At 61.3% G+C, this 22,903-nt stretch carries 24 protein-coding genes; 14 read left to right on the top strand and 10 right to left on the bottom strand.

What is annotated here, in order from left to right; genetic code table 11:
- Window positions 1-136 precede the first annotated feature (136 nt).
- Window positions 137-1,621, top strand: coding sequence for a hypothetical protein (locus tag BMX62_RS11630; RefSeq protein WP_090209193.1), 1,485 nt, complete (start codon window positions 137-139; stop codon window positions 1,619-1,621).
- On the opposite strand, the gene BMX62_RS11635 is transcribed toward BMX62_RS11630, so the two are convergent.
- Entirely contained in the window at window positions 1,622-2,053 is a 432-nt protein-coding gene (locus BMX62_RS11635) for a rhodanese-like domain-containing protein (protein WP_090209197.1), read from the bottom strand.
- A gap of 147 nt (window positions 2,054-2,200) precedes the next feature.
- Here BMX62_RS11635 and BMX62_RS11640 point away from each other — a divergent pair, with 147 nt between their 5' ends.
- From BMX62_RS11640 to mazG, 10 genes are all read left to right on the top strand, one after another.
- Window positions 2,201-2,893: a TIGR04211 family SH3 domain-containing protein gene (locus BMX62_RS11640; RefSeq protein WP_090209202.1), complete on the top strand. Its 693-nt coding sequence runs from the start codon at window positions 2,201-2,203 to the stop codon at window positions 2,891-2,893.
- A 210-nt stretch (window positions 2,894-3,103) separates the two neighbouring features.
- On the top strand, window positions 3,104-5,422 hold the full coding sequence (locus tag BMX62_RS11645; RefSeq protein ID WP_090209205.1) for a putative monovalent cation/H+ antiporter subunit A: 2,319 nt from the start codon (window positions 3,104-3,106) through the stop codon (window positions 5,420-5,422).
- A 156-nt stretch (window positions 5,423-5,578) separates the two neighbouring features.
- On the top strand, window positions 5,579-6,016 hold the full coding sequence (locus BMX62_RS11650) for a Na+/H+ antiporter subunit B (protein WP_090209208.1): 438 nt from the start codon (window positions 5,579-5,581) through the stop codon (window positions 6,014-6,016).
- A 157-nt stretch (window positions 6,017-6,173) separates the two neighbouring features.
- Window positions 6,174-6,521: a Na+/H+ antiporter subunit C gene (locus BMX62_RS11655; protein WP_090209211.1), complete on the top strand. Its 348-nt coding sequence runs from the start codon at window positions 6,174-6,176 to the stop codon at window positions 6,519-6,521.
- Entirely contained in the window at window positions 6,518-8,014 is a 1,497-nt protein-coding gene (locus BMX62_RS11660; protein WP_090209215.1) for a Na+/H+ antiporter subunit D, read from the top strand. The genes BMX62_RS11655 and BMX62_RS11660 overlap by 4 nt, the downstream gene beginning before the upstream one ends.
- The gene (locus BMX62_RS11665; protein WP_090209219.1) at window positions 8,014-8,505 is read left to right on the top strand and encodes a Na+/H+ antiporter subunit E; all 492 of its coding nucleotides are present in this window, start codon (window positions 8,014-8,016) and stop codon (window positions 8,503-8,505) included. The genes BMX62_RS11660 and BMX62_RS11665 overlap by 1 nt, the downstream gene beginning before the upstream one ends.
- Window positions 8,506-8,693: 188 nt before the next feature.
- On the top strand, window positions 8,694-8,969 hold the full coding sequence (locus tag BMX62_RS11670; protein WP_090209224.1) for a cation:proton antiporter: 276 nt from the start codon (window positions 8,694-8,696) through the stop codon (window positions 8,967-8,969).
- A gap of 4 nt (window positions 8,970-8,973) precedes the next feature.
- Window positions 8,974-9,372 carry a monovalent cation/H(+) antiporter subunit G gene (mnhG, locus tag BMX62_RS11675; protein ID WP_420795831.1) on the top strand — a complete coding sequence of 133 codons (399 nt, stop codon included), beginning with the start codon at window positions 8,974-8,976 and terminating at the stop codon, window positions 9,370-9,372.
- Window positions 9,373-9,410: 38 nt separating this feature from the next.
- Window positions 9,411-9,977 carry a porin family protein gene (locus BMX62_RS11680; protein WP_090209227.1) on the top strand — a complete coding sequence of 189 codons (567 nt, stop codon included), beginning with the start codon at window positions 9,411-9,413 and terminating at the stop codon, window positions 9,975-9,977.
- 12 nt (window positions 9,978-9,989) lie between these two features.
- Window positions 9,990-10,790 (top strand): nucleoside triphosphate pyrophosphohydrolase, encoded by an 801-nt coding sequence (mazG, locus tag BMX62_RS11685; RefSeq protein ID WP_090209230.1) that lies wholly within the window; start codon window positions 9,990-9,992, stop codon window positions 10,788-10,790.
- On the opposite strand, the gene nadC is transcribed toward mazG, so the two are convergent.
- The 8 genes from nadC to BMX62_RS11725 form a co-directional block, all read right to left on the bottom strand.
- Window positions 10,787-11,626 carry a carboxylating nicotinate-nucleotide diphosphorylase gene (gene nadC, locus BMX62_RS11690; protein WP_090209232.1) on the bottom strand — a complete coding sequence of 280 codons (840 nt, stop codon included), beginning with the start codon at window positions 11,624-11,626 and terminating at the stop codon, window positions 10,787-10,789. The genes mazG and nadC overlap by 4 nt on opposite strands.
- A 28-nt stretch (window positions 11,627-11,654) precedes the next feature.
- Entirely contained in the window at window positions 11,655-13,271 is a 1,617-nt protein-coding gene (locus BMX62_RS11695; protein WP_090209234.1) for a methyl-accepting chemotaxis protein, read from the bottom strand.
- A gap of 191 nt (window positions 13,272-13,462) precedes the next feature.
- Window positions 13,463-14,764 carry a DUF3422 family protein gene (locus tag BMX62_RS11700; RefSeq protein WP_090209237.1) on the bottom strand — a complete coding sequence of 434 codons (1,302 nt, stop codon included), beginning with the start codon at window positions 14,762-14,764 and terminating at the stop codon, window positions 13,463-13,465.
- A gap of 17 nt (window positions 14,765-14,781) precedes the next feature.
- Window positions 14,782-15,219, bottom strand: a complete 438-nt coding sequence (locus BMX62_RS11705; protein WP_090209239.1) for an ACT domain-containing protein — start codon at window positions 15,217-15,219, stop codon at window positions 14,782-14,784.
- A 27-nt stretch (window positions 15,220-15,246) separates the two neighbouring features.
- Window positions 15,247-16,581: a phenylacetate--CoA ligase family protein gene (locus BMX62_RS11710; RefSeq protein WP_090209242.1), complete on the bottom strand. Its 1,335-nt coding sequence runs from the start codon at window positions 16,579-16,581 to the stop codon at window positions 15,247-15,249.
- The gene (locus tag BMX62_RS11715; protein ID WP_090209246.1) at window positions 16,582-17,088 is read right to left on the bottom strand and encodes an indolepyruvate oxidoreductase subunit beta; all 507 of its coding nucleotides are present in this window, start codon (window positions 17,086-17,088) and stop codon (window positions 16,582-16,584) included.
- A 30-nt stretch (window positions 17,089-17,118) separates the two neighbouring features.
- Window positions 17,119-18,753, bottom strand: a complete 1,635-nt coding sequence (locus BMX62_RS11720) for a thiamine pyrophosphate-dependent enzyme (protein ID WP_090209249.1) — start codon at window positions 18,751-18,753, stop codon at window positions 17,119-17,121.
- Window positions 18,754-18,949: 196 nt separating this feature from the next.
- Complete coding sequence (locus BMX62_RS11725) at window positions 18,950-19,282, bottom strand: high-potential iron-sulfur protein (protein ID WP_338011480.1); 333 nt, start codon at window positions 19,280-19,282, stop codon at window positions 18,950-18,952.
- A 221-nt stretch (window positions 19,283-19,503) separates the two neighbouring features.
- On the opposite strand from BMX62_RS11725, the gene BMX62_RS11730 reads away from it, so the two are divergent.
- From BMX62_RS11730 to BMX62_RS11740, 3 genes are read left to right on the top strand one after another with little or no spacing between them, the layout of a single operon-like run.
- On the top strand, window positions 19,504-20,169 hold the full coding sequence (locus tag BMX62_RS11730) for a putative metalloprotease CJM1_0395 family protein (RefSeq protein ID WP_090209254.1): 666 nt from the start codon (window positions 19,504-19,506) through the stop codon (window positions 20,167-20,169).
- A gap of 52 nt (window positions 20,170-20,221) precedes the next feature.
- Window positions 20,222-20,788 carry a lipocalin family protein gene (locus tag BMX62_RS11735; protein ID WP_090209257.1) on the top strand — a complete coding sequence of 189 codons (567 nt, stop codon included), beginning with the start codon at window positions 20,222-20,224 and terminating at the stop codon, window positions 20,786-20,788.
- A complete protein-coding gene (locus BMX62_RS11740; RefSeq protein ID WP_090209260.1) occupies window positions 20,785-22,266 on the top strand; it encodes a helicase HerA-like domain-containing protein in 1,482 nt (493 codons plus the stop codon). The genes BMX62_RS11735 and BMX62_RS11740 overlap by 4 nt, the downstream gene beginning before the upstream one ends.
- A gap of 63 nt (window positions 22,267-22,329) precedes the next feature.
- Here the strand turns inward: BMX62_RS11740 and BMX62_RS11745 are convergent, their stop codons facing one another.
- Window positions 22,330-22,434 carry an RRXRR domain-containing protein gene (locus BMX62_RS11745; protein WP_238375982.1) on the bottom strand — a complete coding sequence of 35 codons (105 nt, stop codon included), beginning with the start codon at window positions 22,432-22,434 and terminating at the stop codon, window positions 22,330-22,332.
- Window positions 22,435-22,903: the final 469 nt, after the last annotated feature.

Raw genomic sequence — 22,903 nt, forward strand, 5'->3', positions numbered from 1 at the left:
CGGTTCACTCCGTTCAAGCGGGTCAAGGCGATCTTGCTGGAACGGACTGAGCGCCTCCGGTTGGGACTGCTCAACCAGGACTCCAGTTGCTCGCCTGGTCAAACCCGGGCGCTATCAACGGAGAGCGAATCACCGAATGAGCACTTTCGAGTATGAAATTCGGAACAGGTCCATCCTTCCGGCCCAGGGGCGGGAAAATCTTGTGGAGGCCGTGATGGGTAATGAGGGTCTGCTGGGGCTATGGGCCTCTCATTTCGGGATATCCATCCTCATCTGGGGATTGATTGCCATTGGTCTGCTTTATCTGGCCCGCCCCTGGTTGCGTCCGGTATTGCGGATTGTCTGTCGGTTGCTGGCCCGGCATCTTGGTGCGGCAGGCCGTGGTCTGAATCTGGCAGCCGCTGTCCTGCACCGCCGTCACCGGGAGTATTTGCGCGGTGTGTTACTGCTGCGTTTGCAGCAACAGGTGGCGCGGCGGTACCGGGGGATTCAATGCCGTCTGAATCGGGATCTGGGTGGCCATGCGGTTCTGCAGCGGCGCATCAATGAACAGATCAGTATTCTGGAGCGGGATTACCAGCGCACCCGGGATCAGATGCCCGAGGAGCCGGCCTGGATGAAAACCGCTCTGGCCTTGATTCAGGCACCTCCCCATCGGACTGACCCCCGGGTGGAACCCATGTTGCAGGAAATCCACGATACCCTGGCCAGGGCCAGTCAGGACACGATGGCGGAGTACCGGCACGAAAACCGGGAACGCATGAAGCTGCTGCGGGAACTGTTGCCAGAATGGCGTACCCTGGGAGATCGGGTGGGGGATCTGGAACGATCCGTGGCGGGGGTGGCGGATCAGGCCCGCCGTCTGGACGAGGCCCTGGCCCGTTTTCAGCAGGCCAGGGATGGGCTGTCTACACCCCGGACTGTGCTGCTGGCCTCCGGTGGCCTGTTGGTATTGGGGCTGACCCTGCTGCTGGCTTTGGGATTGACCGCCATGCTGGGATTTCACCTGCTGACCCCGCCCCTGCAGGGCATTTTGGGGATGCCATTGACCGGAACACAAGGGGAGAGTCTGTCTGTTCTGGCTGCGGGGGTGCTGGTGCTGGCCGCGGTCATGGCCGGGGGCATGGTCAGTGAGTCCCGCCGGATTACCACCCTGATTCCGGGTATTGAAAGCTGGGACATTGCCGGGCGCCGGCGCCTGCTGTGGGGCGGGGTGGTACTGCTGGTTCTGGTGACGATGGTGTCGGCCGCCCTGGCAGGTTCCAGATCACTGTTTGCCATACCCGACAACGTGGTGTACGGATTGCTGGAAGGGCCGCCAGAGGTGGCGCCGCCGGTGCTGGCCTGGTTATCGGTGTCCACCCTGATGGTGCTGGGTGCCCTGGCCGCCCTGTTGCCGGCTCTGGCCGCCATCCCGTTGCAGATGACCCTGCAGGCCGGCGGGGTGGTGGGCGGGGCTGTGGGGGTGGTGACGTTGCGCCTGACGGCCTTTATCCTGTTCCGCCTGGGTTGGCTGATGCATACCCTGGCGGATCTGTTGCCCCGGTGCTACGACCTGCTCATTTTCCTGCCACTGCAGGTGGAGCGTGTTGTGCGCCGGATGCGCCGCCGGAATAAATGATCAGCATTGCTCCCAGGGCAAGCCGTGGAAACGCCAGCCTCCCAGACTGGAGCGGTGATGGTGTTCGTCCAGTTCCCCTTCAAAGCCTTCGCCGATATGGTACACATCGGGAATGCCTTCCTTGATGAGCAAACGGCCTGCATCCAGGGAACGCTTGCCACTGCGGCAGATGAGGATGACCGGAACGCAGTTGTCCTGTGTGGTTTCGGTGCCTGCGCTGCCCAGCAGCAGCTTGCGTATTTCTGGCACAAAGCGGGGGTTGAGGGTCCAGTCCGGTTCATCCATCCAGGGAATATGGACCGCACCCACCGGGTGCCCCACGAATAAAAATTCCATGCTGGAGCGAATGTCCACCAGCAGGGCTCTGGGATTTTCCCGGAGCATCTCATGGGCCTCAAGGGGGGCGAGATGAACGGGGTCATGTTCATGCATGAGGCGGATATCCTTTGCACAGTGTTGGGGGAGGGATTAAAAATCCTCGTCGGGATTTCGTCCCTCTTGGCTGTTAGAGTAGGGCACCATGATCCACCCATGCAATCCATTTAATAATCCGTGACCACGCAGCAAAGGATATTTTTCGTGAAACACCCTTTGGCATCCCCGCCATCCGTGATGCTGGCCATCCTGTTGTTGATGCTGCCCTGGCCGGGGCTGGCGCAGGCTCAGACGACGGCTTATATTTCCGATGAACTCAGTGCCCATATCCGCACCGGCAAGACCCTGCAGCACCGTATCCTGCAGTTTCTTACCAGTGGTACGGCGGTGACCGTACTGCAGGTGGATGACGACGGCTATACATTGGTACGAACCGCCAATGACACCGAAGGCTGGATCGAAAGCCGCTTTTTGATGAACCGGCCCCATGCCCGGGAGCGTCTGGCCCAGGCGGAACGGCGGATTCAGCAACTGGAAGAAAACCGTGGGGAACATGCAGACCAGATTCGTGGTCTGAGGGCGGAGCGGGATCGGGAGATCCAGAGGGCCAACGCCCTTGACAGCCGGGTGGCTGAACTGGAGCAGGAACTGGAAACCCTGCGGGAAGTGGCCGCCGAACCTCTGGAAACCGCCCGTCGCAACCAGGCCCTGAGCGAGGCCCTGAGCCGGGAGCAGGCCCGGCTGGCTGCACTTCAGGAACAAAACCAGGTGCTTCAGGAAAATGTGCGCCGGGACTGGTTTTTGGTGGGGGCGGGGGTGTCCCTGGGCAGTCTGTTACTGGGGATTATCCTGACCCGGATTCGCTGGCGCCGGCGTCAAAGTGGCTGGATCGATTAACGCCGCTGCTGGCCAGGATACCGGCACGATTCGCAAGGGATTGCAAACGAAAACCAAATCTGTATAGCATAAAATGTGCCTGATTGCGGTTTCATCCATACACGTTTAACCAGGAGGAGGGGGTGCGCCCGGTTGTTTCATAGCACCGGGGCAAGGCGGCAGGGGCATCACAGATGACCCCGGACCTTGTTTGATCGCCCGAAAGATCCCATGCTGCTTGCTGTCCTGTCTGGATTTTTGCTTGCCGTGGCCGCGCCCTGGGTGCACCGTGCCCTGGGTCGTCATAGTGGCTGGGTGCTGGCCCTCCTGCCGGCGTCCCTGTTCATCTATTTTGCCACCTTCCTGCCCCAGATCAGCGGCGGGGGGCAGGTGGTCATCGAGTATCCCTGGATCCCCGGTCTGGATATCCAGTTGTCCTTCCTGGTGGATGGCCTGAGTCTGCTTTTTGCCCTCATTGTGTCCGGGATTGGTTTTTTCGTGGTGTCCTATGCGGGACGCTATCTGGAAGGGGAGCGGGATCTGGGGCGCTTCTATGTCCTGATCCTGGCCTTCATGGGGTCCATGCTGGGGCTGGTGCTCTCCAGCAATCTGATTTCCCTGTTTGTGTTCTGGGAACTCACCAGTATCACCTCCTATCTGCTGATCGGTTATCACCACGAGGAAGCCAAATCCCGCAAGGCCGCCCTGCAAGGGCTGTTTGTGACCGTGGCTGGTGGTCTGGCTCTGCTGACCGGTCTGATCATGATGGCGATGGTGGGGGGCAGCTACGAGCTGCATGAATTGCTTACTTCCGGCGATATCTTCCGTGAGCATGACTGGTATCTGGCCATCCTGCTGCTGGTACTGCTGGGATGCTTCACCAAATCCGCCCAGTATCCCTTCCATTTCTGGCTACCCAATGCCATGGCTGCTCCCACCCCGGTGTCGGCCTATCTGCATTCGGCCACCATGGTCAAGGCCGGGGTGTACCTGATGGCCCGTCTGAATCCGTCCCTGGGGGGCACCGAGGCCTGGTTACTGCTGCTGGGTCTGCTGGGTGCCGTGACCATGTTTGTCGGTGTGTTCATGTCCGTGCGCTCCACCGGCATCAAGCAGGTGCTGGCCTATTCCACGGTGATGGCTCTGGGTACCCTCACCATGCTCATTGGTGTGGGTACGGAAACCGCCCTGATGGCGGCCATGGCCTTCCTGCTGGCCCATTCCCTGTACAAGGGAGCCCTGTTTCTGGTGGCGGGTATTTTGGATCACGAAGCAGGTTGCAAGGACTTCCTGCAGACCGGGGGGTTACGCAGTGCCTTGCCCATCACCGCTGCCTTTGCCAGCCTGGCGGCCCTGTCCCTGGCCGGTGTCATCCCCATGTTCGGCTTTGTTGCCAAGGAACTGCTGTTCGAGGCGGTGCTGGAGGCACCTGCCCTGGCCGGAATCCTCACCTTCCTGGCGGTGGTCTCCGCCATCATGGTGGTGGCGGTGGCTGCCATTGTGGGTATCCGCCCCTGGTATGGGCCGCGGGTGGACACCCCCAAGGCGCCCCACGAGGCACCGCCGGCCCTGCTGGCGGGACCGGTGGTGCTGGCTTCCCTGAGCCTGCTTTTTGGGCTGGGGGCCGGACTGGTGGATCAAGGCATCATCGCTGCGGCGGCAGGGGCTGTACACGGAGCACCCGTATCGGTCTATCTGTCCCTCTGGCACGGCTTTAACCTGCCCCTGCTGCTGAGTGTCCTGACCCTGGCACTGGGCCTGACCCTCTATTTCAACTGGGACCGTTTCCGGGATTCCACCCGCTTTTTAGAGGTGCTCAATCGCTATGGCCCGGAAGTGGCCTACGAGAAATCCATGGCGGGTATGGTCTGGCTGTCCGAATGGCAAACCCGGGTGCTGCAAAATGGCTATTTGCGTTATTACCTGCTCACCATACTGATATCCACCGTGGCGCTGGTGACCGTGACCCTGATGACCCATGCCGATATTCTCATCGCTCCCGACCTGTCGGATGTGATGGTGCATGAAGCCTTCATTGTTGCCGTGCTGTTGCTGGCAGCCCTGGTATCGGTCACCACCCGGTCCCGACTGGGGGCGGTGGCCTCCCTGGGGGTAGTGGGCTTTTGTGTCGCCTTGATCTACGTGCTGTTCAGTGCTGCAGATGTGGGGATCACCCAGGTGCTGGTGGAGACACTCACCGTCATCATGCTGGTGCTGGTGCTGTTCCGTCTGCCGGGATTCCTGGGGCTGACCCCTACGGTGTTGCGGGTTCGGGATGCGGTGATTGCCCTGTCCGTGGGTCTGATGATGACCGTGCTGATACTGGCCGCCAGCGCGGTTCAGTATGCCGACAGTATTTCGGCCTACTTCATTCAGGAAAGCCAGCCCTCCGGCTATGGCCGCAATATCGTCAACGTGATCCTGGTGGATTTCCGCGCCCTGGATACCTTGGGTGAAATTGTGGTGCTGGCTCTGGCCGCCGTGGGGGTTTATGCCATGATCAAGTTCCGCGCCGAGGACAACAACTCGTCAACGACCCTCGAAAAATAAGGCAGGCGTGGCATGCTGCCCCGGTTCGCTGCCCTGGTGCTGCAGGTTTGAGTCTTCCAGGGAGAGCAAGAGCCGGTGGCAGGCATTCCCTGGGGGAGATGGGGCCAGCCCCGTCTTCACCGGCCCGGTAAAGGTTCTGTTTTGGAGCAATGATTGATGAGTCCACAGTTTACCCTGCAGTCCCTGATTCTGCGCACAACGGCGCATTTTCTGCTGCCCCTGCTGCTGGTGTTTTCTGTATTTTTGCTACTGCGGGGACACGATGAACCCGGCGGTGGCTTCATTGCCGGACTGGTAGCGGCGTCTGCCGTTGCCCTGTACATGTTTGCCCTGGATATCCATAGCGCCAAACGGGTATTGCGCTTTGAACCCCGGGATCTGCTGGGCTGGGGATTGCTGTTCGGGGTGATTTCCGGGGTGCCCGCAGTGTTCATGGGACAGCCCTTTTTTACCTCCCAATGGCTGGAACTGACCTTGCCGGTACTGGGAGAACTCAAGGTGGGCACGCCCCTGCTGTTCGACATTGGGGTCTATCTGGTGGTCATCGGCGGAGTATTGCTGATTCTGCTGTCCCTGGCCGAAGCAGAGGATTGATCCCCCATCGCCAGGGCGATTCCCCTATCATTCACGCATCTTAAAGCGGTCATCACATGTTCTTGCAACGCCGGATCCATAACACGAGTCTGGAGCGCCGGACCCCGCGGTGCGCACCAAAGGGTGCGGCGGGCGGGTGTCTCAAGGGAGATTGCCCATGGAAACCCTGATGGCATTCACCGTTGGCGGCCTGTTTGCTGCTGCCATCTACATGATGCTGCGTCGCTCGATTGTCAAACTGGTGATCGGGCTGGTGCTGTTGTCCAATGCTGCCAATTTGCTGCTGTTCACCCAGGCGGGCCTGTTGCGCGGCGCGCCGCCCCTGGTGCCCGAGGGGGCCATGCAGCCGGCAGGTATAGTGGCCGATCCCCTGGCCCAGGCCCTGATTCTGACTGCCATCGTGATCGGATTTGGGGTGCTGGCCTTTGCGGTGGTATTGATTCACCGCGCCTACGAGGTGGTGCAGGCTGATGATATGGACCAGATGAAGGATACCGACACATGAGGCTCGAGGTCGCGCTGCCTGTCATCATTCCCCTGTTCTTTGGGGCCCTGACGCTGATTCTCTGGCGCTGGCGTCTTGCCCAGCGCATCACCACGGTGATCGGTACCGGACTCATGCTCCTGTCCGCCCTGTGGTTGCTGTCTGCCACCTGGCAGGATGGCATCCTGGTGATGCACATGGGCAACTGGCATGCCCCCTTTGGCATCGTGCTGGTATCGGATCTGCTGGGTGCCATCATGGTGGTACTGGCGGGTATCAGCGGGTTTGCCACGGCGGTCTATTCCCTGACGGCCATGACCAAACGCCATGAAGCCTTCGGCTACTATCCGCTGCTGCACCTGCTGCTGGCGGGGGTGAACGGGGCCTTCCTGACCGGCGACATCTTCAACCTCTATGTGTGGTTCGAGGTGATGCTGGTGGCTTCCTTTGCCCTGTTGATTCTCGGTGGGGAACGGGCGCAGATGGAAGGGGCCATCAAGTATGTCACCCTGAACCTGGTATCTTCGGCCCTGTTCCTGTCGGCCATCGGTCTGCTCTATGGCCTGACGGGCACCTTGAACATGGCGGACATTGCCGACAAGCTCAGTTACGCCGACAATCCGGGCATCATCACCGTGATCGCCATGCTGTTCCTGGTGTCCTTTGGTATCAAGGCGGGTGCCTTTCCCTTCTTTTTCTGGCTACCGGCTTCGTACCACACCCCTCAGGTGGCGGTGTCCGCCCTGTTTGCGGCCCTGCTGACCAAGGTCGGGGTCTATGCCCTGTTTCGGGTATTTACCCTCATCTTCACCCAGGATGTGGACTATACCCATGAGATCCTGCTGTGGGTGGCGGCTGCCACCATGCTCACCGGGGTACTGGGGGCGGCAGCCCAGTTTGAGTTTCGCCGTATCCTGTCATTCCACATCATCAGCCAGATCGGTTACATGATCATGGGGCTGGCCCTGTTCACGCCCCTGGCCATCGTCGGTGGGGTGTTCTACATCATGCACCACATCATCGTGAAGGCGAATCTGTTCTTGGTCAGTGGTCTGGTGTACCGGCTCAAGGGCACCTATGAGCTTAAAGAACTGGGGGGCATGTACCGATCCCATCCCATGCTGGCCATTTTGTTCCTGATTCCGGCCCTGTCTCTGGCGGGAATCCCGCCCCTGTCTGGATTCTTCGCCAAGTTCATCCTTATCCGGGCCGGCGTGGAGGCCGAAGCCTGGTGGATCGTGGGCGTGGCCCTGTTGGTGGGTCTGCTGACCCTGTACTCCATGATCAAGATCTGGGCTGAAGTCTTCTGGAAGGCCCAGCCGGAGGAATATGCCAACCGGCCGGTCCACGGCAGTGCCGGCTCTGGTGTGCTCTATCTGACCATTGGCGGCATGGCCGCCCTGACGGTCTTCATTGGCCTGGGGGCAGAACCCATCTATCAGATCGCGGATGCGGCAGCCCATCAGTTGCTCAATCCGAGCCTGTACATTGATGCCGTCCTGGGGGAACGCTGATGATCGGTCCACTGGCCTCAAATATTCTGCTGGCTCTGGTCTGGATGGGCCTGACTGGCAATTTCACGGGTACCAACCTGTTCATTGGTCTGGTGCTGGGGTATCTGATCCTGGCCTCGGCCCTGCGGGATCAGCCGGGTTTTGCCGCCTATGCCAAAAAGGTGCCCAAGGCGATCCTTTTCGTCGGCTTTTTCATCAAGGAGCTGATTCTGTCCAACCTCAAGGTGGCTTATGATGTACTGACACCTACCCATTACATGAAGCCGGGCGTGATTGCCTTTCCCCTGGAGGCAAAAACCGATGCGGAAATCACCGTAGTTGCCAATCTGATTTCTCTCACCCCTGGCACCTTGAGCCTGGACGTGTCCAGTGACCGAAAAGTGCTCTATATCCATGTGATGTATCTGGAAGGCGAGGCTGAGGTGATTGAGAGCATCCGTTACATGGAATATCGGACCCTGGAGGTACTGCGGTCGACGCCCCCCGACTGAAGCCGTCGGGCGCTTGTAAAAGCAAACCGGGTTGACCAGCCCTTGACTGGGCAGAGCCTCATGGCCCTGTGGGTGGAAAGCCCACTCATTTTTCGACGGTTGCAATACCGCAGTCGCCATTTCTCCCGCGATTGAAATCGCGGGTTTCTTTGCGGAGAAATTTATGACTCGGTTCAACGGGGGCCATCATGCTTGAGTTTTCCATTTTTGTTGCCTATCTGGTGCTGGGAATTTCCCTGGTACTGATCTTTTTCCGTCTGGTGCTGGGGCCAAGTCTGCCAGATCGGGTGGTGGCCCTGGAGATGCTGGCGACCTTGACGGTGGGTTTCATTGCTGTCTACAGCCTGTCCAGTGGGGTGACCGCTTTTTTGGACGTGGCCATGGTGCTGGCTTTAACAGCGTTTCTGGCGGCGGTGGGGTTTGCCCGCCTGATTGCCAAGGGGGGAACCCGGGATGATGATTGAGTGGCTGGTGGATCTTGTGATCAGTCTGTTTTTGCTCACCGGGGTCGGCTTCATGTTTGTGGCGGCCCTGGGATTGTTGCGAATGCCCGATCTGCCCATGCGATTGCATGCCACCACCAAGGCCGGCGCCTTGGGGGGAGGATTGTTGATGATTGCGGTGGGCATTGAATTTTTCGGTGATGTGGCGGTAGCCGCCAAGGCCGGGGCCGTCATTGTGTTCCTGCTGCTCACTGCGCCGGTGGCTGCTCATCTGATTGGCCGGGCCGGCTATTTTGTGGGGGTACCCATGTGGCCAAAGACCCATAAGGATGAACTGGAAGGCCGCTACGATCACGAGACCCAAACCCTGATGTCTCCACCCGGTCTGGCGGACAAAACCCAGGACCAACAGCCCAAGGGCTAAAATGGCCTGCGTCATGTCCATGCCAAAGGAAAACTCCCATGCGTGAAAGATTGATGGCTGTGGTTTGCCTGATGGGGATGGCTCCCGTGGCCTCGGGACATACGCTGGACATCTATCTGAGCCAGAAGACAGCCCAGTTCAATTTCATCACCGATTCCAGTGCCATCGGTTTTGGGGGCGCTGATCTTTTTTTCGGGCTCTTCTTCAACGAGGACAGCGACTACATGCTGACCACGGGGATGAATGTCCGGGGTGTGCCTGCCGGTGAACAGCCCCTGACCTTCGGCGTTGGAGGCAAGTTGTATCTGGGGTTTGTGGATGAGCCGGATCAAACCTTTCAGTCTCTGGGGCTGGGGGGGGAAGTGCGATACACCATTCCTGCCAATACCCCCATGTTCTTTGCGCTTGAGGGCTACTATGCCCCGCCCATCACCAGTTTGAGCAACGGAGACGGGTTATGGGATCTGGCGGTGCGCTATGAACTGGAGGTGACCCCCGGTGCCGCCGGATTCATTGGTTATCGCCGGGTGGAGGTGGACCTGGACAAGCAGGAAGACTACCGCCTGGATGACCGGTTTCATTTTGGCATCCGCATCAATTTCTAGTGGGGCGCCACCATGACCACCTCTTCTGCTGGAATCAATGATGTACTGGAGATCATGGCGCGCTTGCGGGATCCGGAAACGGGCTGCAGCTGGGATCTGAAACAGACCTATGACAGCATCGTGCCCCACACCCTGGAAGAAGCCTATGAAGTCGCCGATGCAGTCGCCCGCCGGGATTTTGATGAACTGCGCTCGGAATTGGGGGATTTGCTGCTGCAGGTGGTGTTCCATGCCCGCCTGGCTGAAGAAGAAAACCGCTTTGATTTCAATGATGTGGCCCGTACCCTGGCGGATAAACTCATCCGCCGGCATCCCCATGTGTTTGCCGGTGTACGGTTTGCATCGGAACAGGCTCAACATGGGGCCTGGGAAGCGGCAAAGGCCCAGGAACGGGCCGAGCGCCAGGACGGCGCCGCCGGTCATCTGGATGGCGTTGCCCTGACCCTGCCGGCCCTGGTACGGGCCGCCAAACTGCAAAAGCGGGCGGCCAGGGTGGGGTTTGACTGGGCTGATGCAGCCCCTGTGCTGGACAAGATCCACGAAGAACTGGATGAAGTTCGGGCAGAGATGGGGGCAGGTGCCCCCCATACCCGGCTGGAGGACGAGCTGGGGGATGTCCTGTTTGCCGTGGCCAACCTGGCCCGGCACCTGAAGGTAGACCCGGAAGCGGCCCTGCGGCGCACCAATGCCAAGTTTGAGCGCCGTTTCCGCTGTATGGAAAGGATACTGGCCCAGGAATCAAGATCCATGGAGGACGAGTCTTTAGAGGCGCTGGAAACCCTCTGGCAACTGGCCAAGGCCCAGGTGGGTTAGGGCACCAGCCGCAGGGACAGATCCACGGCCTGAATATGTTTGGTCAGGGCGCCCACGGAGATGAAATGTACGCCGGTTTTGGCGATTTCCCGGATACGGGACAGGTCCACCCCTCCGGACGCTTCCAGTTTGCAGCGATCGCCCACCAGTGCCACGGCAGCCCGCATGCCTTCCAGATCAAAGTCATCGAGCATGATCACGTCAACGCCGGCCTCCAGGGCCTGACGGACTTCATCCAGGGTTTCCGTTTCCACCTCCACCGGCACTGCCTCGGGCAGGGCCCGGGCCTGGGCCACCGCCGCAGCAATGGAACCGGCGGCCATGATGTGGTTTTCCTTGATCAGCACCGCGTCGTAAAGCCCCAGACGATGATTCATGCCGCCACCGCAACTGACGGCATATTTCTGTGCTAGACGCAGACCGGGCAAGGTCTTGCGGGTATCCAGAATATTGGCGGGGGTGCCAGCCACCGCGTCCACATAGCGCCGGGTCCGGGTGGCGGTGGCTGACAGGGTCTGAAGAAAATTCAGGGCGGTGCGTTCCCCGGTCAGGACAGGTCGGGCCGGCCCGCTCAAACTGCACAGTCGGGTGTCGGGTTCCACCGCTTCCCCCTCCTGGCAATGCCAGGTGACTGTCACGGTGGGGTCCAATTGCCTGAACGTTTCCTCAAACCAGGCCTGTCCGCACACAATAGCCTGATCCTTGCAGACCACATGGGCCTGACACCGGGTCTGTGCCGGAATCAGGTTTGCGGTCAGATCGCCGGTGCCAATATCCTCAATCAGTGCCAATTTGACGGATTCGCGGATAATTTCGTAGGGCAAATTGAGGGACATGGTTGTCCTTTGGATCAGTGAGCGGTGATTAAACCTTGAACCGGCCTACCAGATGCTGTAGCTCATCCGCCAGTCGGGCCAGTTGTTCGGAGGCATGGGTGGTTTCCTGTGCCCCTTGGGCATTTTGTTCGGCGGCATCAGAGATGCTGGTCACGTTACGGTTCATTTCTTCAGCCACGGCGCTTTGCTCCTCGGCAGCACTGGCCACCTGGGCATTGACATCACTGATGGTGGTGACCGCCTGGGTGATGGCAGCCAGGGAGGATTCTGCCTGGGCAGCGCTGTCACGGCTGGCCTGGGCCGACTGACGGCTTTCATCCATGGCAGAAACTGCGCGACGACTGGCCTGCTGCAGACGTTCGATCATGGATTGAATCTCCTGGGTTGAACGTTGGGTGCGATTGGCCAGGGAGCGCACCTCATCGGCCACAACGGCAAACCCGCGCCCGGCTTCACCCGCCCGTGCCGCTTCAATGGCCGCATTCAAGGCCAGCAGATTGGTCTGCTCGGCAATGCCCCGGATCACATCCAGCACTTTGCCAATTTCTTCGCTGTCGTTGTCCAGTTCCCGAATCACATCGGCAGCCCTTTGCACCTCCTTGGCCAGTTGCTCGATGCGCTGCATGGTGCCGGAGACGATATGTTTGCCTTCCTGGGCTGCATCTTCCGCCTGCCGGGTGGAATCGGAACTTTGCTGGGCGTTGCGAGCCACCTCGTGGGCCGTGCTGTTCATCTCGGTCATGGCGGTGGCAAGCTGGTCGATTTCGCTACGCTGGCGGGAGACCCCGGCGTTGGTCCGTTCCGTCACCGAGGCCAGATCCGCCGCCGCCCGGGCCAGTTCCCCGGTGGAATGCAGCACCCGGCTGATCAAATCGCGGAAATTATCCATCATGGCGTTGAAGGCCATGGCCGACTGTCCAATCTCGTCCTTGCCATGAATGGGCAGGCGGTGGGACAAATCACCATCGCCCTGGGCAATCCCCTGTAAACCCAGGGTCATTTCCTTGAGCGGATTGGTGACAAAACGGCGAGTGAACAGGAACAGGAACAACAGCACCGGCAAGCTGAGCAGGGTGGCAACAAACAGGAAGCTGAAACCAAACCGGCGGGAGGCGGTATTGACATCCTCCAGACTGATTTGCAGGCTCACCCCCCCCAGCACGGCCCCTTCTGGCGCTACACCATGACAGAGGGTGCAGTTTTTGCCCAGATACTCATGCTCGTTGAAAACAGGCATCACTGCTCGCAGGGCGGAACGGTCCTCCGACAGGGATATGAAGGGTTGCCCGGTTTCCAGCACGTTGCGCTCGATGGCGTCCCTGGGCTGTTCATATTCGCTGCCTGGACCATATTGCCGGGATACATTGTCTCCCCGCAGCACCCGCAGGTCATGGACGTTTTGCAACTCGACAATCTGATCGAGGAACTCGGACCGGCGGTTGATGGTACCGGTGATCATCATGGTGGTCAGTCCGGCCATGGTGATTTCGTGCAAGGTTTCAGCAAAAGACTCGGCCTGATGGACAGCGGTTCGTCGCTGCTCCTGAACTGTCCACAGGGTCATGCCGCCCCAGGCCAATACCATTGTGAGCCACATGACACCCACAAGGCGAACCCAGATTGGCAAATCGTTGATACGTTGCATATTGATTCCCCAGGATACCTATTGGTCTGCGCGGCACTGTCCTGACCAGGCCCTTCATGGGGAAGGATATCGGCCGCATTCACATAAAGTTGATGATGCGGGCCAGACATGGCGCACCCGATGATTTTCAGATCGACGGTTGTTTTTCGCACTTGGGCGGTGTATTGCAAAACCATATCTGTCGCGTGGGGCTAGTCATGACTTCGCATCAGGCGTTGTTTCACCCGCCTGAGAAAGAACCAGGCACTGAATACCACAACAGGCATGGCGATACCCATGCCCAGGGTGGCGTTGACCGGCAGCCCCTGGGATTCCAGCCCCTTGAGCAGATAGCCTATCAGGCCCACGCCATAATACCCGATGGCAATGACGGACAACCCCTCCACCGTCTCCTGCAGTCGCAATTGCAGTTTGGCCCGGCGGTCCATGGATTCCAGCAGATTGCGGTTTTGGGCCTGAAGGCTGACTTCTACCCTGGCCCGCAGCAAGGCGGTCAACCGGGCCGCCCGCTCTGCCAGATCCCTTTGGCGACTACTGACGGATTCACAGGTGGCCACTGCCGGAGCCAGTCGGGCATCGAGAAATTCTGTGAAGGTTTGCAGTCCGACAATACGCCGTTGACGCAGTTGCTCCAGCCGTTGTTTGGTCACCCGATAATAGGCCCGGGAAGCCTCGAAGCGGTAGGTGGTCTGGGCAGCCATCGACTCGATTTCCGTGGCCAGGCCGGTCAGTTCGGCCAGAAGCTGGTTTTCCATGGGTTGTCCCGGAGTCCGGGAGGGCTGTTGTGCCATCTTGGTGGCCAGAATGGCCAGCCGTCGATCTGCCATGTCCAGGGTACGGCTGACCTTGCGGGCCATGGGCAGGGCCAGCAGGGTCATGGCGCGATAGGCGTTGAGTTCAAGCACCCGCTTGACCATGCGCCCGGCCTGGGCCTCGGTGAGTTTTTCATTACGCAGCAGGATACGGGCATAGCCGTCAGGGTGAATGCGCAGATCCGACCAAGCACGACCCAGCCCCCCCACCACCTCGGCACCGATGATGATATTGTGATCAAACAGGGCCGACAGCTCCGCCAGACTGCGCTCGGGCATGTCGCCGGATTCCAGCGCCACCGATACGGCAGTGACCAACTCTCCCGGGGAAGCCGCCAGCCACTGGGCCGGTAGCCGTTCGATCACCGGGTTGGCAAAGGGGTGAATAAACGGCCCCGGTTCGGTAAAGGTATAGGTCACAAATTCCGTATGTCGTTCCCAGTGCAGGCGGATATTACCCAGGTCTGCCACATGGTATTGACCGACGGTTTCCGGCACCGGGGCACCAAAATGCTGCAATAGCCGGATCAGGTGCCCGGTATTGCGACCACTGCCCCGTTCCCCGCAGATGAAGGCCAGGTGCGAGACCCTGGCGGGTGCCTTGATGGGCTCAAAGGTACGGGCATGCAGTTCGGTGGTGACTGCATGGCGCAGGGGGTGTTCCTTGAAGGGCAGCGGCATGGCCGTGAGCGTCCTGTTTATTCCACCGCGGCAAAGAGTGCTTCAGCTTCGATCACATGGCAACCGGCAGCCGAGAGGGCGTCGATGGCCCGGTCCGGTTCCTCAAAGCGAAAGATCAGGGCGGCCCGGTGGTTGCGTCGCAGGGAGAAGGCATACATGTACTCGATCTTGAGTTCTGCCTTGCCGGCGGCCTGCAGCACCTCGGCCAGACCACCCGGACGGTCCTCCACGTCCACCGCCACCACCTCGGTGAGCTTCACCACCCAGTCATCGGCCTTGAGCACCTGGGCGGCCCGCTCCCAGTCCCGCACGATCATGCGCAGGATGCCGAAGTCCGAGGTATCCGCCAGGGACAGGCTCAGGATATTGATGCCCTCCCGGGACAGCAGGGCCAGGGGCTCGGCCAGGTGCCCGGGACGATTCTCCAGAAACACGGAAAGCTGTTGCAGCTTCATAAGTCAATACTCCTTGACGCGGGCCGGCTAGATGGCACGCTTGTCGATCACCCGCTTGGCCTTGCCTTCGCTGCGGGCGATGGTGCGGGGTTCCACCAGGCGCAGGGCCACGCGGATGCCGATGATCTGCTCGATGGCCTTGGCCAGTTCGGCGCGGACATCCTCCAGGGCGCGGACCTTGTCGCTGAAGACCTCGGGGGTCACTTCCACTTCCACCGCCATCTGGTCCAGGCCATGGTCGCGGGTGAGGATGATCTGGTAGTGGGGCAGGGTGCCTTCCACCGCCAGCAGGGCCGCTTCCACCTGGGACGGGAACACGTTCACGCCGCGGATGATGAACATGTCGTCCGAGCGGCGTCCCACGCGACGGATACGGCGCAGGCTACGGCCGCAGGCACAGGTCTCGGTGATGATGCGGGTGATGTCGCGGGTGCGGTAGCGGATGATGGGCATGGCCTGCTTGCTCAGGGTGGTGAGCACCAGCTCCCCTTCCTCGCCGTCGGGCAGCACCGCGCCGGTCTCCGGATCGATGATTTCCGGATAGAAATGATCCTCGAAAATATGCAGGCCGTCCTGGTGCTCGCACTCGCTGCCCACCCCGGGGCCGATGATCTCCGACAGGCCGTAGATATCGTAGGCCCGGATGCCGGCCCCGTCCTGGATGCGCCGGCGCATTTCCTCGCTCCAGGGCTCGGCGCCGAAGATGCCGGTATGCAGGGGCAGTTCCCGCAGGTCCAGCCCCATGTCGTTGGCCCGTTCGATCACATGGATGAAGTAGCTGGGGGTGGCGCAGACGGCGCTGACGTTGAAGTCCTTCATCACCATCAGCTGGCGCTCGGTGTTGCCGCCGGAAACGGGGATCACCGTGGCCCCCAGGGCCTCGGCCCCGTAGTGGGCGCCCAGACCGCCGGTGAACAGGCCGTAGCCGAAGGCGTTCTGCACGATGTCGCCCCGGTGCAAGCCGCAGGCGGCGAAGGTGCGGGTCATCACCTCGGCCCAGACATTCAGGTCGTCACGGGTGTAGGCCACCACGATGGGCTTGCCGGTGGTCCCGGAGGAGGCGTGCAGGCGCACGATCTCGCCCATGGGGCTGGCAAACAGGCCAAAGGGGTAGGTGTCGCGCAGATCCACCTTGACGGTGAACGGCAGCTGGGCGATGTCGTCCAGGGTCCGGATGTCCGCCGGGGTCAGCCCCCGCTCCCCCATGCGGGCGCGGAACAGGTCCACGTTGTCGTAGGCGCGGGTCACCACGGCGCGCAGGCGCCGTAGCTGCACTTCCCGCAGGCGTTCCACGGGCAGATAGTCGGGTGCACTGGCAGGGTGGAATCCACCCTCCACGTCGTTCCAGCGTTCGCTCAGCATTCAAACCCCCTCGATCACTTCCGGGCGGGACAGTCCCGCTCCCAGCTTGCGCCCCAGGGCGAAGGCGTGTTCATTGACGGCATGGAGCTTGGGCGGGAAGCATTGATGGATGGCCGCCACCCATTCCTGTTCGGAGAAGTCCATCACCATGGAGGCAGCCCCCAGCAGGGCCACGTTCAGGCTCTTGCGATTCTTCAGCTCGCCCTCCGGGATCAGGTCCGGCGTGATCAGGACGCCGCCGGGACGCAGCCAGCCCAGATTGAGGTCCACCTGAGTGGATTCGAACACCATCAGGAAATCCGCCTCGCCCATGGGCACCATGGGGCTGAGGACCTGTTTGCCGATGCGCACGTCGGTGGTGACGGAGCCGCCACGCTGGCTCATGCCGTGAACTTCGCTCTTCTTGACCTGCAGTCCGCTGGAGAAAGCGGTGGTGGAGAGCAGGTCGGATGCCTTGACCACGCCCTGTCCGCCCAGGCCGGCCAGCACGATGTTGGTAACTGCCATTGATGATCCCCTAAAGATTCGTTGGATGGGTCATTCCACTGGTGCGGCCGCACAGCCGCCGGCGGCGCAACGCTTTTCCGCCTCGGCCTTTTCCAGCTTGCGGATCAAGGGCACCGCCAGGATGCAGGGCCGCTCGGCGATCAGCACGGACAATTCGTCCCGGGCCATCATGTCCTTGAGGATCTCCTCGAACTTCGCCTCATCCTTCTGCGGGTCCACCACCTCCACGTTCTTCACCCCCATGGCCTTGCACACGGCCACGAAGTCCATCTTGTTGGTCGGTTCGTGGTTCAGGCTGCGGCCGGTGCCCGGATGTTCCTGGCGTCCGGTCATGGCGGTGGTGCTGTTGTCCACGATCAGGACCACATGGCCGGTGGGCGGCGGGTTGTACACCATTTCGGCGATGCCGGTCAGACCGGAGTGGACGAAGGTGGAGTCACCGATGACGCTGACCACCCGCCGGGCCTCGGCCTCGGGCAGCACATGCCGCAGGCCCAGGCCCACGCCGATGGCGGCGCCCATGCACACGCAGGTGTCCATGGCCTCGAACGGGGGCAGCACCCCCAGGGTGTAGCAGCCGATATCCCCCGAGACAATGCAGTCCAGGCGGCTCAGGGCCTCGAACACCTCCCGGTGGGAGCAGCCCTGGCACAGTTCCGGGGGCTTGCCCCGGGGACGGGGCGCCTCGGGACTCACGTCGCCGGCGATGATGCGGCGCACCCGGGTTACGTTCAGTTCACTGAAGCGGTACATCTCCGGCTTGCCTTCCACCTTCAGCCCCGCCACGGTGAGGGCTTCGTACAACAGGTGATCCCCTTCCTCGATGACGATGCACCGGTCCACGCTGTTGACGAAGTCGGTGATCATCCGCATGGGCAGCGGCCAGGTCACCCCCAGGGCCAGCAATGTCGCGTCGGGGGCAGCCTCCCGGGCATGCATCACCGAGATGCCCGAGGCAATGATGCCCAGGGACTTGTCGCCGGGATAGATACGGTTCAGGCCGCTGTTTTCGTTCCAGCGGGCGATTTCTTCCATCTTGGCCCGCACCTTGTGGTGGGCCGGACGGGCATAGGCGGGGATCATCACCCGACCGGGGATGTCCCGCTGAAAATGGGGTTCCAGGGTGGATGGCCGGGGTTCACCGGGAATCACTTCGGTCTTGGCATGACAGATGCGGGTGGTCATGCGCAGGATCACCGGGACGCGCCAGCGCTCGGAGAGTTCGAAGGCGGCCAGGGTGAAATCGTAAGCCTCCTGGGAATCGGCGGGCTCCAGCATGGGCACGATGGCGGCGCGGGCGTAGTGGCGGTTATCCTGCTCATTCTGGCTGGAAGCCATGCCCGGATCATCGGCGGAGATCAGCACCAGACCGCCGGTCAGGTCGATGTAGGCGGCAGTGAACAGGGGGTCGGCGGCCACGTTCACGCCCACATGCTTCATGGTGACCAGGGTCCGGCCACCGGCAAAGGAGACCCCCAGGGCCACTTCCAGGGCCACCTTTTCGTTGGGGGACCACTGGGCGGGACCGCCGATGAGGGAGAAGGCTTCCAGAATCTCGGTGGAGGGGGTGCCCGGATATCCGGTGCCGAGGCGGACGCCGGCGTGGAGAGAGGCCAGCGCGACTGCCTCGTTACCGCTCAACAAAAGACGTTCGGTCGATGCCATGGTTAGCTGCTCTATGTAGACTATTGAGGGCCACGCCCACTGTCCGGCAGGCCGGAAAGGCGGGCAGACAGCCCGGAAGTCTACATGATTCAGCGTGTGGGGCCACCCTTGAGTTCAATCAACTTGGGGTGCCCTCAAGATCCACGGCCCCCTCCCTCTCCCTGGAAGGGAGAAGGAGAGGAATGGGGGGGCGACCTTATGACCCCGCTACCCAGGCCGTGCACCAGCCTTCGGCGGCCACCAGCTGGCCGGGGAACACGGCACAGGGCCCCCAGTCGCCACCGGTATCGGTGTACAGCAGACAATTGGCGCAGTTGCTGCCTTCCACAAAGGCGGGATGATCCGTCGTGGTGGCATCATGGGTGTAGGCCAGAGCCTGAGCGGTCTCAGAGCTCTCATCCACCTTGTCGGCGGCCTGGGCGGCAGTGGCCCAGCCCAGAGTGCCCACCACGGGAACGGCCACCAGGCCATAGGCACCCAACTGCAGGAAACGGCGGCGACTTACGGTATTGTTCAGGGTTTTCATCATTATTCTCCTGCTCGCTAAAGTTTCAGAACACTGGCCGGGGAGATGACGGTCCTTCCTCCAGCCTCGGGTACAGTTTCCCTTAGCATGGCTGAACACAACATGAACGGGACAAAGACCGCGTATCGGAACTGATGTGCGGATTGTCCCCGCTTTCCTTGACACCTTTCGGTATACGGACTAGCGTCCATGTATAGACTGGTTTTAGTGCGCGGATTTTTGTGATGAACATCAGCGATGCCATCGGTTCTGCCATGATGCCTGTCGGGGCCATCGCCCGGCCGGATTTTCAGCGTCTGCCTGGGGCGGAGGAGGAACGGCCAGGCCCCGCCGGCCCGGTGGAGGAAACCCAAGACACCGAAGCGACCACCACCGAGCGTGAAGGTCCCCAGGCAGTGACCGAGCTGACCCCGGAAGAGGAGCAGGTGGTCCGGGAGCTACAACAGCGGGATCGGGAGGTCCGGGCCCATGAGCAGGCCCATATCGCTGCCGGTGGCCGTTATGTGACCGGCGGTGCGACCTACGACTTTCAGACCGGTCCAGATGGTCGCCGTTATGCGGTGGGAGGAGAGGTGTCCATCGACACGTCCCGGCCCGCCGACCCCCAGGAAGCGATTCAAAAGGCGCGGGTGATTCATGCTGCGGCCCTGGCACCGGCAGATCCTTCCCCCCAGGATCATCGGGTGGCTGCCCAGGCCCGGATGATGGAAGCCGAGGCCCATGCTGAACTGCGTCTTCAGCGTCAAGAGGAGGCCACCGCCGAGGGACAGCCCATGGCCAATGACCAGGAAGAGGAAGCCAATCCCATGGCAGCCCGGGATCGTCTGGCCCAACGCTTTGCCGAAGTGGATCAGTTGCCCGGAGAGCCCCTGCTGCGTGCGGTTGCTTGAAAACCCGGCCTGGCCCATGCTGTGACCCTCTGGTCCTTCCCGAGGTCAACCGATGCATCTCCGATTCGTCCGTTTTTCATCTCTCCGGGCGCGTGGCTGTCTGCTTCTGCTATGCCTGCTCTTACTGGTTGGCTGTACCGGCATCCCCAAGGGGGTGGAGCCGGTCCAGGGGCTGGACGCCGAGCGGTACCTGGGCACCTGGTACTCCATCGCCCGGCTGGATCATTCCTTTGAGCGGCGTCTGACCGATGTCACCGCCCATTACGCACTGCGCGAAGACGGCACCGTCAGCGTGCTCAACCGGGGCTATCACCCGGACCGGGAGGTCTGGCGGGAGGCCCAAGGGGTCGCCCGGTTCATCGACTCTCCCACCGTGGGCCGGCTCAAGGTATCCTTCTTCGGACCGTTTTATGGTGCCTATAACATCATTGCCCTGGACAAGGACCACTACCAGTACGCCATGGTGACTGGTCCCACCCGTTCCTATCTCTGGATCCTGGCACGTAGCCCCGAACTGGACCCCAACGTGGTCCGGCGGCTGGTCACGCTGGCCCGGGAACTGGATTACGACGTGGACGGACTCATCTACGTGACCCACACACAAGGAGACGACGCTTGAACACGCATCCCCTGTTGATCGGTGCCGCGGACGGCCATCCGGTAGCCATTACTCCGTCCATGGCCAATCGCCACGGCCTCATCGCCGGCGCCACCGGTACCGGCAAGACCATCACCCTGCAAACCCTGGCCCAGTCCTTCTCGGACCTGGGGGTGCCGGTGTTCGTGCCGGACATCAAGGGTGACTTTTCCGGCATCGCCGTCCCCGGCCAGATGAATGACCGGGTACGGGAACGGGCAGGGCAGGTGGGCCTGGATGATCTGGAGATGCACGGCGCCCCCACCGTGTTCTGGGATGTGTTCGGCGAACAGGGCCATCCCCTGCGCCTGACCATCGCCGACCTGGGACCCACCCTGCTCAGCCGGCTGATGAACCTCAACGAGACCCAGAGCGGGCTGATGCAGCTGGTATTCCGGGTGGCCGACGACAATGGCTGGCTGTTGCTGGACCTGAAGGATTTGAGGGCCATGGTCAACTGGGTGGGGGAGCAGCGTCAGACCTTGAGCCGCACCTACGGCAACATCGCCCCCGCCAGCCTGGGGGCCATCCAGCGCAATCTGCTCACCCTGGAGTCCCAGGGGGCGGAGCAGTGCTTCGGTGAGCCGGCGGTGACCCTGGAGGATTTCCTGCAGACCGATGAGCAGGGGCGGGGCGTGGTCAACATCCTGCACGCGGAGCGTCTGTACCGGGCCAGTCCCCTGGTGTATTCCACCCTGCTGCTGTGGCTGCTGTCGGAGCTGTTCGAGCAGTTGCCCGAGGTGGGCGACGCGGACAAGCCCCGTTTCGTCCTGTTCTTCGACGAGGCCCACCTGCTGTTCAAGGATGCCCCCAAGTCCCTGACTGACCGCATCGAACAGGTGGTACGGCTGATTCGGTCCAAGGGAGTGGGGGTGTATTTCGTCACCCAGAATCCCCTGGACCTGCCCGAGCCGGTGCTGGGGCAACTGGGCAATCGCATCCAGCATGCCCTGCGGGCCTTCACCCCTCGGGATCAGAAGGCAGTGAGGGCAGCGGCCCAGACCTTCCGGCCCAAGCCGGGTCTGAATACGGAGGCGGAGATCCTGTCCATGAGCACCGGCACTGCCCTGGTGTCCGTGCTGGACGAGCGGGGCCAGCCCACGCCGGTGGAACGCACCTTGATTCGCCCCCCTGCCAGCCGCATCGGCCCGCTGAACGATGCCGAGCGGCGGTCGCTGATTCAATCCTCGCCCCTGGCGGGTGTCTACGACACCCCGGTGGATCGGGAATCAGCCTATGAAATTTTGCAGCGACAGGCCCAGGCGGCTCTGAGCGAACCCACCGCGACGGTCACCACCCAGCAGGCGGCCCGCAATCGTCGTGGCAGCGGAGGTACATCCCGGCGGGGCGACAGTGTGCTGGCGGCCACCGCCAAGAGCACCGCCCGAGCGGTAGGTACTCAGATCGGGCGTCAGATCGTGCGGGGTCTGTTGGGTTCTCTGACGGGGAAGCGGCGCTAAAGGAAACCCCGCGTGCCCCCCTCATGGCCCACGCTATTAATCCGGCAATCAAATAGATCCAAATCATCCGGTGGACACGGCCCGGCCCCGCTCCAGCAGCAACCGTGCCCGCTTCTCCGAGCAGGGCATCAGGGGCTTTTTCCTCTTGTCCAGTACCAAAACCGCCATTTCAAACCTCCCAAAACAGAACCCTTACGAGTCCAGTGAGGTGGGGCTTGCGCCCCATCTCCCCTCGGGAATGTCTGCAACCAGCTCCTGCTTTCGCGGCGACTGGAACCTTCGGCGCTTTACCTTTCGCCAGCATGATCCCAGACTTCCAGAGCGGCGGACTGAGGAAGCATCCGCCGGTGGGTCTTGACGACCTGTTGCAAACGTAGCGGTTTTTCACCGCTGACCCTGGTCAACCCGGTTTGCTCTCACAAGCCCTCGACCTCAGTTGGGGGTAGTTGACTAAAGCAGAGCTAAAGTTTCCGAGTTTTGATATGCGGCCAGCCAGACATAAGGGTGTATTTGGCGAGGAAAGTCGATGTTTTGGTTATAAACAAAGCGCGCCCAGCAATATCGTCGCGACATTAGCGATTGCTAATATAGGGATTGGATAAAGGAGTTGGAGGAGGCAAAAAAAAGCCAGAAAAAT

The sequence above is a fragment of the Ectothiorhodospira magna genome (assembly GCF_900110965.1).
GTDB lineage: Bacteria > Pseudomonadota > Gammaproteobacteria > Ectothiorhodospirales > Ectothiorhodospiraceae > Ectothiorhodospira > Ectothiorhodospira magna.